This is a genomic window from Corynebacterium intestinale (assembly GCF_023574125.1).
In the GTDB taxonomy this organism is placed as follows: Bacteria; Actinomycetota; Actinomycetes; order Mycobacteriales; family Mycobacteriaceae; genus Corynebacterium; species Corynebacterium hesseae.
Map to the genome: position 1 here is coordinate 255,029 of NZ_JAMKFF010000002.1, position 13,180 is coordinate 268,208.

A 13,180-nucleotide genomic window follows, 5' to 3' on the forward strand; every position below is an offset into this window, starting at 1 on the left:
GCGGGTGCACTCTTTAGGGGCCCGCCGCGCGAAATTGCGCAACCTTTTGTATTCTTGGCCTCACTGCGGCGGCTCGGGGAGGAGCGGGGTGGCTCAGCAACGGTTCGCGCAGCATAGAGAAAAGAAAATCAAGGGGGGACAATGTCTCAATCAGCAACTGAGAAAACAATCAAGACACCGGCTCGGATTGGCAAGAGCCGAGTTATCAAAACCATGACCAAGCTGGCAGGCAAGCTTGAGGAGGATTCCTCAACCGGCTTGCCCACCATCAAGATTGCCGGCGGATTCTTAAGCATCGACGTCAACGAGGAGATGGGCGGCCTCTGCGTGCTCGGGTATTGGGGTGGCGCCGTGTGCTTCGATCCGGACCGGCAGCCTTTGCGCATGGAGGTCAACGATCTCAACGGCGGTGGAATCTCCGGCAACCTCGTGGCCGAGCCCTGTGGAAGCTCCGACATGCACACCCACTTGCGGATCTTTGCACCGCCTTATCTGCCGTCGACGGCCACGAATGCTCAGCTAAAGAGCATCATCGCGGGCTATGCAGTCGAAATGTCAGCGGTCTTCGCGCGCCTGGATGAGCAGTTTCCGGAGCATCCCTCGAAGCCGCGCAAAGGGGCCGGGATCAAGCCGGTGTCGCCCCACTATTTCAGCGAGGCTTATGGTGTTTCAGTAGTGGGGATGTGGCGGGTCCACGAGCGAGCTACGCGCCTGGCGATGATGGGTACGCCCGTCCACGTGGTGGATCACCGGAATGGGGCGGTGAGCATCCTTATCAATGAACACGCGATCACTATTGAATCCGCGCGTGATGGCTCCGGAGATATTGAACTCAGCCTCGTCACACCCTCCGGACGCTGTGCTTGCGACCTTGATGCGCTCGTGCGCTGGGCCGAGTTTATGAATGATGATCAATACGTCTACTCCGCGCGCATCGAGGTAGTGAACCTCGATGGCGGCGAAGAACAGGACCTGGTTCTGGTGACAACGGCCCGTATTCCCACGAAGTGGGGCTACACCGACGAGCAGCTAAATTGCCAGCTCAGCACGTTGGTGAGCCAGCTTGTCGGAGCAGGTGAGGCCTTCTACCGAACCTTCAATCCCACGCGCGTGATGCGCTATATCGACCGGGCTGCCTAGGCCGGTGCTTGTTCTCCGAGCAGCTTCAAAAGGTCCTTCTGCACCTCGCGGCGGCGGACCTTCCCCAGTTGGTCGGAGGCCAGGTGCTCGAAGTGGTAGAAGGTGCGCGGCACCTTGTATCGGGTCAGGCGCTCGCGGCAGTAGTCCTTGAGTCCCTCCGGGTCGAGCACCGCGCCGTCCTCCAGGATGATGCAGGCCACGACGTCCTCGGATCCATCCGCACGCGGACGGCCAACGACAGCTACGTTGGTGACGTCTGGGTGCTGGCGGATCACGTCTTCCACCTCGGCTGGGTAAATGTTAAAGCCGCCGGTAATGATCATTTCCTTGATGCGGGAGACGATCTTGATGAAGCCATCGGACTCCATAACTGCCATGTCGCCCGTGCGGTACCAGCCGTCGTGGAAAGCCTGCTCGGTGGCTTCCGGCATGTTGAAATAGCCCTTGAATACCTGCGGTCCGCGCACGAGGAGCTCGCCCGCGGTGCCATCCGGCTGGGTTTCATCGAGGTTGTCCGGGTTGCCGATGCGCACCTCGGTATCCGGGAAGGGGATGCCGATGTAGCCGGGGCGGCGGTTCTTGTTGAGCGGGTTCGCGGCCACGATCGGCGAGGTTTCCGTGAGCCCGTATCCCTCCACGAGCAGGCCGCCGGTGACCGTTTCCCATTCCTCAACGATCTCCGCCGGTAGCGCCGCCGCGCCCGACAGGCTGTGCTCGATACCGTGCAGATCGATGCCCTGTTCCTGAGCCGCCTCCATGACCTTGGCGTAGATCGTGGGTACGCCCGGCATCCAGGTAGGGCGGCGCTTCTTCATGATCTCGAGAAGGAGCGGCACCTTGGGAGCTGGGGTGAGGACGAGCTCACCGCCGATGTGCACGCCGAGAGCGGCGATGAGGGTGAGACCGTAGACATGGAAGAGGGGGAGGGCGGCGAGCATGCGCTCGGCCTTGTTGCCCAATTCGGGCACCCATGCTTCCGCCATCTTCATGTTGCAATACAGGTTGGAGTGGGTCAGCTCCGCGCCTTTGGGCCTGCCGGTGGTTCCGGATGTATAGAGAATGAGTGCGGTGTCATTGAGATCGACCTTCGCATCCTCTAGCTTGTGGCCCTGCCCGCCGATGGCGCGCCCCGTGAGCACGTTCCACGGCACGGTATTGGGAGCGGCAACTGAGAGCTCCGCGCGCTTGTCCTTGATGATGGGAAGCGGCAAGCGCAACAGCAGCTGCTTGCGGCGCGGCATGGCCTCGATCATGTTGACCGTAACAATCGTTTCGAGCGGCGTGGAATCACGCAGTTTCTCAAAGGTGGGGCTCGCCTTATCCCAGACCACGGCCACGCGGGCGGCGTGATCCTGGAAGAGGGGCTCGAGCTCAGCCGCGGTATAGAGCGGGTTGTGCTCCACGACGGTCGCCCCCAGTTTCAGGATGGCGTAGAACACCGCCACGTGTTGGGGGCAGTTGGGCAGTGCCACAGCGACGCGATCACCGGGACGGATGCCAAAGGCCTTGAGACCCGCCGCGGCGGCGCGCACGTGGGTATCGAGTTCGCGGTAGGTCATCTGGTGACCGAAGAACCACGTCGCCGGCCTGTCGCCGAATTCCTCCACGGTCTCTCGGTAGGAGTCCAAAAGCGTTTCGGTGCCGTAGTCCAGATTAGGTTTAGTCCACTCAGGGTAGTACTGGAGCCAGGCTTTCGTCTGAAAGGCGGAAGAGGCCTGAGCAGGGGCTTCGGTCATGTTCGCGAACTCCTTAGGTGGTCAAACTTGTTATGTGTGAAACAGTATAACTAATTTGTGACGGGAGTCTCGCAAATCTTTGCAAAGTTGCTTGCAGTAACGAAATCTTTTCGGGATAAATCAATAGCCCCGGTGATGTGCGTTTATCACGCAGGGATCGGTTCCGGGGCTATGGAGTGCTACTTCTCCGCTTTGAGGCGCTCGAGCAGATCCGCCTGAACCTCGCGGCGGCGAATCTTGCCCAGCTGGTCGGTGGCCAGCTTTTCGAAGTGGTAGAAGGTGCGCGGCACCTTGTAGCGGGTCAGACGCTCGCGGCAGTAGTCCTTGAGGCCCTCGGGGTCGAGCGCGGCGCCGTCGTTAAGCACGATGCAGGCCACGACGTCCTCCGAACCGTCCGAACGCGGGCGGCCCACCACGGCTGCCTCCGCCACGTCTGGGTGATCCAGCAGTGTTTCCTCAACCTCACCGGGGTAGACGTTGAATCCGCCGGTGATGATGATTTCCTTGATGCGGCTGACCAGGCGGATAAAGCCGTCTTCCTCCATCACGCCCATATCGCCGGTGCGGAACCAGCCATTGTGGAAGGCTTTCTCTGTGGCTTCCTCATCGCCGAAGTAGCCCTTAAAGATCTGCGGGCCGCGGGCCAGCACTTCACCTTCCTGGCCATCCGGCATGGTCTCATCCAGGTTGTCCGGGTTGGCAATGCGAATCTCGGTATCCGGGAAGGGGATGCCCACGTAGCCGGGGCGGCGGGCGTCACTCATCGGGTTGCCCACGATGATGGGCGAACACTCCGTCAGGCCATAGCCCTCCACGAGCATGCCGCCGGTGTACTTCTCCCACTTCTCTACGGTATTGACCGGCAGGGTCGACGCTCCGGAGAAAGCCGCGCGCACGCCGTCCAGGGAGACGTCATCTTCTTCCGCCTTCGCCACGATGCGCTCGTACAGGGTTGGCACGCCCGGCACCCAGGTTGGGGTGTGCTTCTTCATCAGGTCCATGATGAGCGGCATCTGCGGGCTCGGCAGCAGAACCAATTCGCTGGCGATGAGTGGCGCCAAGGTGGCGTTCATGGTCAGGCCGTAGGCGTGGAAGAACGGCAAGGCTGCGAGCATGCGCTCCGGGGAATCGCCCAGGCCCGGGACCCAGTGCTTGCCCATGAGCAGGTTGGAGAAAAGGTTGCCGTGGGTCAGCTCCGCGCCCTTGGGGCTGCCGGTGGTGCCGGAGGTATAGAGGATGAGCGCGGTGGTGTCCTTGGTGACGTCCTCCGGGGTGAGGACGTCAGAACCATCGCCGCCAATGGCGTTGCCAACGAGGGACTCCCACGGCACCGTGTTCGGTGCCGGGGCGGTGAGCTGATCGCGCTTGGACTTCAGCGGCGGGATAGGCAGGCGCAGGGCCAAGCGCTGCGGAGTCGGCATCGCGTTGATCATATTGATGGAGACGACGGTTTCCAGGGAGGTCGTTGGGCGCAGCTTCTCCAGGGTGGAGGCCGTCTTATCCCAGGAAATGGCGATGCGCGCGCCGTGGTTCTGAAACAAGCCCTCCAGCTCGTGGGCAGTGTAGAGGGGGTTGTGCAAAACCGCGATGGCGCCCAGCTTGAGCACGGCCCAGAAGGAGGCGATGAACTGCGGGCAGTTGGGGGCGACGATGGCTACGCGGTCCCCCGGACGCACTCCGAAGGCGCGCAGGCCGGCGGCGGCGCGGCGGACCTGCTTATCCAGCTCGGCGTAGGTCTGCGTGCGGCCGAAGAAGTAGGTTGCCGGCTTGTCGGGGTGGAGCGCGAGGTTGTTGTCGTAAACGTCGAGAAGCGTGGTGCCCCCGTATTCCAGGCTGTGTGGTGTCCACTCTGGGTAGTGCTGGAGCCACGCCTTGGACTCGTATGCCGACATCGATTCACCTTTCGGTCGCGTAGGTTAAGGTACGGGCCAGTATAACGCGGGTCGTTTCGGGATACACTGGGAAATTATGCGCATCGCGATGATTTCCATGCATACCTCGCCCCTCGAGCAGCCCGGTTCCGGGGATGCGGGCGGCATGAACGTCTACGTTCTCAACACTGCTCGCCAGCTCGCACGCCGCGGCGTGGAGGTCGATATTTTCACTCGTGCCACGCGCCCCAGTCAGGGGGAAGTGGTGGACGTCGAGGAGCGCCTGCGCGTCATCAACATTGTGGCGGGGCCCTATGAGGGTTTGAGCAAGGAAGAGCTGCCCACCCAGTTGGCTGCGTTTACGGGCGGGATCTACAACTTCGCGCGCTGCTTTGAGGTGGACTATGACGTCATCCACTCTCACTACTGGCTTTCCGGTCAGGTGGGCTGGTTGTTGCGCGATCTGTGGGACATCCCCCTCGTCCACACCGCGCACACGCTGGCCGCGGTGAAGAACGTGCACCGCACGCTCGATGACACCCCAGAGACTGAGGCACGCCGCATCTGTGAACAGCAGCTGGTGGATAACGCTGACATCCTGGTGGTCAACACCGCCCAGGAGACCCGCGATCTGATCGAGCACTACGATGCGTCGCCGGACAATATCGTTGTGGTCTCCCCGGGTGCAGACACGGAACTCTATACCCCGGGCACCGACCGCATGACGGAGCGTGCGCGCCGCCAGCTGGGCATCCCGCTGCACACCAAGGTGGTGGCGTTTGTGGGCCGCCTGCAAAAATTCAAGGGCCCTGACGTGCTCATTCGCGCTACGGCGGAGCTGATGGAGCGCGATCCGGATCGCCGCCTGCGCGTGGTTATTTGTGGTGGCGCCTCGGGGGCGAATTCCTCGCCTGATACCTACCACAACCTCGCCCGTGAACTGGGGGTGGAGCGCGTCGTGCGCTTCCTGAGCCCGCGCCCGCCGCAGGAGCTCGTAGCTATCTATCAGGCGGCGGATATTGTCGCGGTCCCCAGCTATAACGAGTCCTTTGGGCTGGTGGCCATGGAGGCCCAGGCCTCCGGAACACCCGTTGTGGCGGCGGCAGTCGGAGGCTTGCCCATCGCCGTTGCGGATGGTGACACGGGCTTGCTCGTCCACACGCATTCGGCGCAGGACTGGGCGGACGCCTTGGAGCAGTTGCTTGGCGACGACCCCCGCCGCATCGCCATGGGCGAAGCCGCCGTCGATCATGCCCAGCAGTTTAGCTGGGCGGCGGCTGCCGCCCAGCTGGAGAACATCTACGCCGATGCGATGAGTATTGAGATCCCGGACTGTCACGCGCGCCGGGCAATCGGATATTAAAACCACCTGACGCGCTGCCGAAAAACGTGGCATGCTGGTGTTTATGAGTAACGGAAAGCTGATTCTACTTCGACACGGACAGTCCGAATGGAACGAGTCCAACCAGTTCACCGGTTGGGTTGATGTCAACCTCACCGCCAAGGGTGAGGGTGAGGCCAAGCGTGGCGGCGAGCTGCTCAAGGAACAGGGCATCTTGCCGAATGTTGTTTACACCTCCCTCCTGCGCCGCGCCATCCGCACGGCCAACATTGCGCTTAATGCCGCAGACCGCCACTGGATTCCGGTCGTGCGCGATTGGCGCCTGAACGAGCGCCACTACGGCGCACTGCAGGGCCTCAACAAGGCCGAGACCAAGGATAAGTACGGCGAGGAACAGTTCATGGCATGGCGCCGCTCCTACGGCACCCCGCCGCCGGAGCTGGAGGACGGCGCCGAGTACTCCCAGGCCGGTGACCCGCGCTACGCCAACCTGGATCAGGTTCCGCGTACGGAGTGCCTGAAGGACGTCGTCGAGCGCTTCGTTCCTTACTTCGAGGAGGAGATCCTCCCGCGTGCCAAGAAGGGTGAGACCGTTCTCATCGCCGCACACGGCAACTCCCTGCGCGCGCTGGTCAAGCACCTGGATCAGATCTCCGATGAGGAGATCGCTGGCCTCAATATTCCGACGGGCATCCCGCTGGTCTACGAGATCGCCGAAGACGGTTCCGTGGTGAACCCGGGTGGCACCTACCTGGATCCGGAGGCTGCCGCTGCCGGTGCCGCCGCCGTGGCCGCGCAGGGTGGTAAGAAGTAGCCGAAAACCGCTACATGCTGCGCACGATCCCCAAGGAGCCTATACTCCTTGGGGATTCTTTGTAGGGGCGTGAATGATTGTGGAACTGGTACTAGCTTTCTTAGCCGGTGTGGTGGCCTGTGGCCTGGCCATACCGGTGATCACCCGGGTCCGCGAGCGCCTGGTGCGCCGTCGCGTCCGTGATGCGGATGCGAATCAGGTCACCAGCGTAAGCCAGGTCTTGCACCTCGCCGTGGCTGGCTCTCCAGCCGGGATGACCGTGCTCTCGCGTTCCAAAGAGATCATCTTTTCTAACCCTGCCTCCCATGAGATGTCGATGGTGCACGACCGTGCGGTGAACCCCGATCTGTGGAAGGTAGCGCAGGAGGTTTTCGAGGATAAGGAGGCCCGAACGCTGGACCTTTCTATCCCGAAGCGGCGCACCGGAAATCGCGTGATTCAGGTGCGTGCGGTGGTCCAGCCGCTGACGCTCAACGACGATCGCTTCGTCATCGTCTACGGCACCGACGAGTCCGAGTCGGTGCGCATGGAATCCGCTCGCCGTGACTTCGTAGCCAACGTGTCCCACGAGTTGAAAACCCCGGTGGGCGGCATCGCGCTGCTGGCTGAGGCCCTCCTTGAGGACACCGGGAATCCCGAGCATGTCGAGTATTTCGGCAGCAAGGTGCAGAAGGAAGCAGCGCGCATGGCCGACATGGTCAGCGAGCTCATTTCCCTGTCTAAACTGCAGGGTGCTGAGGCGCTCCCGGAAATGGAGCCGCTCGACCTCGATGAGATCATCGATGAGGCCATTATCCGCAACCAGCTTGCCGCCGATTCCCACCACAATCAGCTCACCCGCGGTGATTCCGAGGGGGTCCAGGTGATGGGGGATAAGTCTCTCTTGGTCACGGCGATCTCCAACCTCATCTCAAATGCCATCCACTATTCGCCGGATGAGATGCCGGTGTCGGTCACGCAGAAGGTCGTCGGCGGAAAGGTTGTCCACATCCGGGTCACCGACCGCGGAATCGGCATTGCCCCAGAAGACCAGAAGCGGGTCTTTGAGCGCTTCTTCCGCGTGGATAAGGCGCGGTCCCGGCAGACCGGTGGAACCGGCCTTGGTCTGGCCATAGTGAAGCATGTCGTGGCTAATCACGGTGGCAATATCAAACTGTGGTCACGCCCCGGAACTGGCTCGACGTTCACAATCGAGCTCCCTATCTACGCAGAAGAAAAGCCAGCAGATAATCTTATTCATCGGGATAATATAGAAGATGGGGCCGTCAGCTCCGCCGCCCCTGGTTTGCAGCGCGCCGTGGCGCGCGTAGCCGCTCGTCGAAAGGATAAAGCGCAATGACCACCATCCTCATCGTTGAAGATGAAGAGTCGCTGGCCGATCCCCTCGCCTTCCTCCTCCGAAAGGAGGGATTCGACGTTCTCCTCGCCCCGGACGGGCCCAGCGCGCTAGAACAGTTCGCAGCGAACCACGTGGACATCGTCTTGCTGGACCTCATGCTGCCGGGCATGTCCGGAACGGACGTGTGCAAGCAATTGCGTGCCACGTCCTCCGTGCCGGTGATCATGGTGACCGCGCGCGACTCTGAAATTGACAAGGTCGTGGGGCTAGAGCTGGGCGCGGATGATTATGTGACCAAGCCCTATTCCTCCCGTGAACTCATCGCCCGCATCCGCGCGGTGCTGCGCCGTGGCAATGATGCCTCTTCCGAGCACGGTGGGGAGGAGCCTGACGAGCAGATTCTGGAAGGCGGCCGCGTGCGCATGGACGTGGAGCGCCACACCGTGCTTGTCGCCGGCGAGCCGGTACCCATGCCGCTTAAGGAGTTTGATCTCCTCGAGTACCTGCTGCGCAACTCTGGGCGCGTGCTGACCCGCGGTCAGCTCATCGACCGTATTTGGGGCGCGGACTACGTGGGTGACACAAAGACTCTCGACGTCCACGTCAAGCGCCTCCGCTCCAAGATCGAGGCCGAGCCTTCCCACCCGCAGCAGCTCGTGACGGTACGCGGCCTGGGCTACAAATTCGAGGCTTAAGCGCGAGGGTCCGCTGGGTGCCGCGGGAACTCGACTCCGGAGCGCGCCCGGGCCTCGCAGTGCGTGGCCAGAATCTCGTAGCACTCCTCGCCGAGTAGTGCGATGAGCTCGGTTTTCTGCGATTTCCACAGCGGTTCTTCCGCGATGTGGCAGGAGGGATCAGCCGAGCAATACCAGTCGAAGTCCTCGCCGCCGTTGCCCCACCCACGGCGGTCGTACTCACCGATGGTGGTGCGCAGGATTTCCTCCCCGTCGGGCCGCTCCTCATAGTCTTCGTGCCGGCGAATCGGCAGTTGCCAGCACACCTCGGGCTTGACCACGGTGAGCTCTTCCCCCGCGTCGAGCGCCCACTGATGGATAGCGCAGCCCGCGCCCGTGGGCCAGCCGGCACGGTTGGCGAAGACACAGGCGCCGTCGACAAGCGGCGTCTTCAGCGCCGGTTCCGGTTCGCCATCATCGCCGTCAAGCTCATCCCACTCCAGCCAGGGCTCCAGCTCCTCAGGTTCACCGTGCTTCAGGAACTCATCTACCCCCTCTGGGCGGTGCTGCCAGAAGCGCGCGGGCATGCGGGCGACGGCGTCGCGAAGCTGCTCCCGATCCGTCTCATCGGCCATGTACGCGCCGTGCACGCAGCAGCCGACGTCGGGCTGTTGCTTATCGATGCCGTGGCACCTCTCCGTCCCAAACTGGCAGGCATAGTGCGATTCGAGCCAGGTCAGGTCGATAGAAAAGACGTGGAGTGGATCGTGCGGATCCGTAAATTCGAACCACTCTCTGGGGAAGTCGGGGGCCTTTTCGCGGCCGGCCACAATGGAAGCCGCCGCGGGGGAGGAGGCCGGAAAACCCAGGTAAACTTCTGTTGATTTCGGGCGATTCACACCTACCCACGGTAGACCTACTACTGTAGAGGCGTGCGATTAGGTGTATTAGACGTCGGAAGTAATACCGTCCACCTCGTTGCGGTCGACGCCGCAACCGGTGGGCGGCCTTCGCCGATGAGCGATTGGAAGACCCCGCTGCGTCTGGTGGAACAGCTAGATAAAGACGGCAACATCCACGAGAAGGGCATGAAGAAGCTCATCTCCGCCGTGGGTGAAGCCGCTGAGTTGGGCAACAAGCTGGGCTGTGACGAGTTCATTGCCTTTGCTACTTCTGCCGTGCGCTCGGCCACTAATTCGGCCAAGGTTCTCGACGAAGTTGAGAAACAAACCGGCGTCCGCCTCGAGATCTTGTCAGGCGAGGAGGAAGCTCGGTTGACCTTCCTGGCCGCTCGCCGTTGGTATGGCTGGTCCGCTGGCCGCATTACCAACCTCGACATCGGTGGTGGCTCGCTGGAGCTGTCCACCGGTACCGACGAGCATCCGGAAATGGCTTTCTCCCTCGATTTGGGAGCGGGCCGTCTGACTCACAACTGGTTCGATACCGACCCGCCAGAAAAATCCAAGGTGAACCTGCTGCGGGATTACATCGATGCGGAACTGGCCGGCGTCGCCGATAAAATGCGCGCGCTGGGCCCTGCCGGGTTGGCCGTGGGTACCTCGAAAACCTTCCGCACGCTGGCTCGATTGACCGGTGCTGCACCGTCTTCGGCGGGCCCCTATGTGAAACGCACGCTCACTGCGCCGGGCCTGCGTCAGCTGATTTCCTTCATTTCCCGTATGACTGCAGCTGACAGGGCGGACCTTGAGGGTGTAAGTTCTACCCGATCGCATCAGATCGTCGCCGGCGCTTTAGTGGCGGAGGCGAGCATGCGTGCCCTGGGAATCGAAAAGCTGGAGATCTGCCCCTGGGCTCTCCGAGAAGGTGTCATTTTGCGCCGTACCGATAAGGGACTGGAATAGGAAAGAAACGTGGCTGACAAGAAACAGTTGACAGTTGCGGAGCTGCTGGCCCGTAACGCGAAGGACCGATCCGGCGAGGAGAAGAGCTCGCGCCGCCATCGCCGGAGCCTTGACGAAGGCGGCATCTCGGTTGCGGAGCTGACCGGCAATCTTGAAAAGGTCAAGGCAACTCCGGCAGAGGCTAAGCACTCGAGTGTCTCCATCGATGAGCCGGCCCCGGTTATCCCTGCACCGAAGAAGGAGAAGTCTCAGCAAGAGGCCTCGAAGGAAGAAGCTCCGAATCAGGAGGTTGCCAAGCAGGAGGCCCCGCAGAAGGACGCTGATAGGTCTCACGGTGCTGCCATCCCTGTGGAGAAGCCAACCGAATCTGAGTCCAAGCCTTCCCAGCCCTCTGACGAGGACACGCGCGTAATCCAGAAGGTCAAGGACGAGCCCAAGAAGGCTGAAGACAAGGCCCAGTCAAAGGTCGAGCCAAAGGCCAACGATAAAGTTGATGACAAGGCCGAGGATGACACCTTTACCACGGGTGAGCTCGAGGCAGTCGACCAAGATGTTGAAGAGTACGACGAAGACTATGACGAGGAGGACGAGGGCAAGCTCAACCCCTTCGCCGTCGTCCTGCTGGCCCTCGTGGGCATCGTGCTCGGAGCCATCGTGTTCAAGGGCTTTGAGATTCTCTGGGACCGCTTTGACCGCTTGGTCGTCGTGGTACTCGGTGTTGTTGTCACCGGCGTCATCGTCGGAATCGTCCACGCACTCCGCACGAGCCGCGACGGTTTGTCCATGTTCCTCGCAGCCGTGGCCGGTCTCGTGCTGACCTTTGGCCCGCTGCTCGTGGTGATGTAAGCACCAGCCCAAAGGGCATCTTCTCAAAGGCATCTGCCAGAAGGTATCTTTGCCCCTGAAAACGCCATCTATTTTGCTGTAAATGGCATCTTCAGGGCAGAAAACGCCTTCTGGAAGATGCCTTTTGCATGTGTGAGGTTAGCGTGCGAGCAGCCCTGTTGATTGGTGGCCGCGTCCTAGCCTTTCTGGCACCCTGGAAAGCATGACAAAAATTGCAGTACTTGGTGGAGGACAAATCGGCGAAGCCCTCGTTTCTGGGCTGGTGCATGCGGGCTATGATGCCGCGGACATCGTGGTGACCAACCGCCGCGCCGAGCGCGGCGAGGAGTTGAAGAGCGCCTACGGCGTCAGCGTCACAAGTGATAACGCCGCGGCTATCGACGGCGCCGACTACATCTTCGCCTGCGTGAAGCCTTATGCCATCGTGGAGCTTCTTGAGGGGCTCGACATCCCACAGACGGCCGTGGTTGTGTCCATGGCAGCCGGCTTAACTCTCGAGACCCTGGAGAAGGCCGCTGGGGAGGGCGTGCCGGTCGTCCGCGTCATGCCGAACACCCCCATGTTGGTGGGCAAGGGCATGTGCACCTGCGCGGGCGGCACCCACGTGACGGAGGAACAGCTCGAAGGCGTGGTCAAGCTCCTGGAGGCTGTCGGCGAGGTTGCCGTCATCGAGGAAAAACACATCGATGCTGCTACCGCTCTGGCCGGCTCCGCGCCCGCCTACTACTTCCTAGTCACGGAGGCGCTGATCGACGCCGGCGTGCAGCTCGGCCTCACCCGCGATGTTGCTGAGAAGCTGGCCACCCGCACCGCACAAGGCGCCGGAACGATGCTGGCTGAATCCGGCAAGGATCCGGTTGCTTTGCGCGCAGGGGTGACCTCCCCGGGGGGAACCACTGCCGCCGCTCTTCGCGAGCTCGAGGAGTCTGGCCTGCGAGGCGCGTTCTTCCGAGCCGCTGAAGCCTGCACCCAGCGTGCGCAGGAACTTGCCTAAAACGTCCCGTCGCCCTGGGAGCCCTGTGGCACGTGTTGCCACACGGGCTTGAAGGGCAGCAGCGGTGCGAAAGAGGAAAAAATTAGCTCTTGGGTCGCATTAGTCACAGGTTTCACGCTAAGCTGGCAGGAGCGCGTGCGTGATAGTCCTGTGGGAGGGGAAGCCTACAGCGCGTCACGTGCTGAAGGGTTAAATAAACTATGACGAATGAAGATAAGGGAACTTTCCTGACCATCGCCGAAGTTGCGGAGATCATGCGTGTCTCCAAGATGACGGTCTACAGGTTGGTTCATGCAGGTGACATGCCGGCCGTGCGCGTGGGACGCTCGTTCCGCGTTCACGAATCCGCCGTCAAGGAATACCTTGAGGCTTCCGTATACGGAGCCTAGCGTTCACCTCTTTCTGGCAGCGCCCACCACTGCGGACCCCTCGCGGTCCACGGCGGTGGGCGCTGCCCTTAGTTTTGGTGCTGGGCAGGCCGCTAGGTAAGATAGTGAACATTCGTTTCGGCACTGGCATGCCTGCGTCTCCCTGTTTCGCGGGGACCGCCTCGAGTGCACCG

The 13,180-nt window shown here is 61.8% G+C and carries 12 protein-coding genes; 9 read left to right on the forward strand and 3 right to left on the reverse strand.

Translation table 11 applies throughout. The features are described from left to right. Positions 1-213 precede the first annotated feature (213 nt). Positions 214-1,140 (forward strand): hypothetical protein, encoded by a 927-nt coding sequence (locus M5J06_RS04145; RefSeq protein WP_250224039.1) that lies wholly within the window; start codon positions 214-216, stop codon positions 1,138-1,140. Here the strand turns inward: M5J06_RS04145 and M5J06_RS04150 are convergent. Together M5J06_RS04150 and M5J06_RS04155 are read right to left on the reverse strand one after the other, a co-directional pair. Continuing rightward, complete coding sequence (locus M5J06_RS04150) at positions 1,137-2,876, reverse strand: long-chain-fatty-acid--CoA ligase (protein WP_250224040.1); 1,740 nt, start codon at positions 2,874-2,876, stop codon at positions 1,137-1,139. The two genes, M5J06_RS04145 and M5J06_RS04150, sit on opposite strands and share 4 nt — an antisense overlap. A gap of 179 nt (positions 2,877-3,055) precedes the next feature. Beyond that, on the reverse strand, positions 3,056-4,768 hold the full coding sequence (locus M5J06_RS04155) for a long-chain-fatty-acid--CoA ligase (protein WP_250224041.1): 1,713 nt from the start codon (positions 4,766-4,768) through the stop codon (positions 3,056-3,058). Positions 4,769-4,844: 76 nt separating this feature from the next. Between M5J06_RS04155 and mshA the strand changes: the two genes are divergently transcribed. From mshA to M5J06_RS04175, 4 genes are all read left to right on the forward strand, one after another. Next, complete coding sequence (gene mshA / locus M5J06_RS04160; RefSeq protein ID WP_250224042.1) at positions 4,845-6,110, forward strand: D-inositol-3-phosphate glycosyltransferase; 1,266 nt, start codon at positions 4,845-4,847, stop codon at positions 6,108-6,110. 43 nt (positions 6,111-6,153) lie between these two features. After that, positions 6,154-6,903: a phosphoglyceromutase gene (locus M5J06_RS04165; RefSeq protein ID WP_070563655.1), complete on the forward strand. Its 750-nt coding sequence runs from the start codon at positions 6,154-6,156 to the stop codon at positions 6,901-6,903. 73 nt (positions 6,904-6,976) lie between these two features. Next, positions 6,977-8,242 (forward strand): sensor histidine kinase, encoded by a 1,266-nt coding sequence (locus M5J06_RS04170; protein WP_144676244.1) that lies wholly within the window; start codon positions 6,977-6,979, stop codon positions 8,240-8,242. Beyond that, on the forward strand, positions 8,239-8,937 hold the full coding sequence (locus tag M5J06_RS04175; protein ID WP_144676246.1) for a response regulator transcription factor: 699 nt from the start codon (positions 8,239-8,241) through the stop codon (positions 8,935-8,937). The genes M5J06_RS04170 and M5J06_RS04175 overlap by 4 nt, the downstream gene beginning before the upstream one ends. On the opposite strand, the gene M5J06_RS04180 is transcribed toward M5J06_RS04175, so the two are convergent. Continuing rightward, complete coding sequence (locus tag M5J06_RS04180) at positions 8,934-9,815, reverse strand: DUF3109 family protein (protein ID WP_144676248.1); 882 nt, start codon at positions 9,813-9,815, stop codon at positions 8,934-8,936. The genes M5J06_RS04175 and M5J06_RS04180 overlap by 4 nt on opposite strands. Before the next feature lie 33 nt (positions 9,816-9,848). On the opposite strand from M5J06_RS04180, the gene M5J06_RS04185 reads away from it, so the two are divergent. The 4 genes from M5J06_RS04185 (at position 9,849) to M5J06_RS04200 (ending at position 13,007) form a co-directional block, all read left to right on the forward strand. Further along, positions 9,849-10,778, forward strand: a complete 930-nt coding sequence (locus M5J06_RS04185) for a Ppx/GppA family phosphatase (protein ID WP_083306442.1) — start codon at positions 9,849-9,851, stop codon at positions 10,776-10,778. A gap of 9 nt (positions 10,779-10,787) precedes the next feature. Then, entirely contained in the window at positions 10,788-11,624 is an 837-nt protein-coding gene (locus tag M5J06_RS04190) for an Rv0497 family membrane protein (RefSeq protein WP_250224043.1), read from the forward strand. A 202-nt stretch (positions 11,625-11,826) separates the two neighbouring features. Continuing rightward, positions 11,827-12,618 carry a pyrroline-5-carboxylate reductase gene (proC, locus tag M5J06_RS04195; RefSeq protein WP_250224044.1) on the forward strand — a complete coding sequence of 264 codons (792 nt, stop codon included), beginning with the start codon at positions 11,827-11,829 and terminating at the stop codon, positions 12,616-12,618. A gap of 200 nt (positions 12,619-12,818) precedes the next feature. Then, the gene (locus M5J06_RS04200) at positions 12,819-13,007 is read left to right on the forward strand and encodes a helix-turn-helix domain-containing protein (protein WP_010189818.1); all 189 of its coding nucleotides are present in this window, start codon (positions 12,819-12,821) and stop codon (positions 13,005-13,007) included. Positions 13,008-13,180 lie beyond the last annotated feature (173 nt).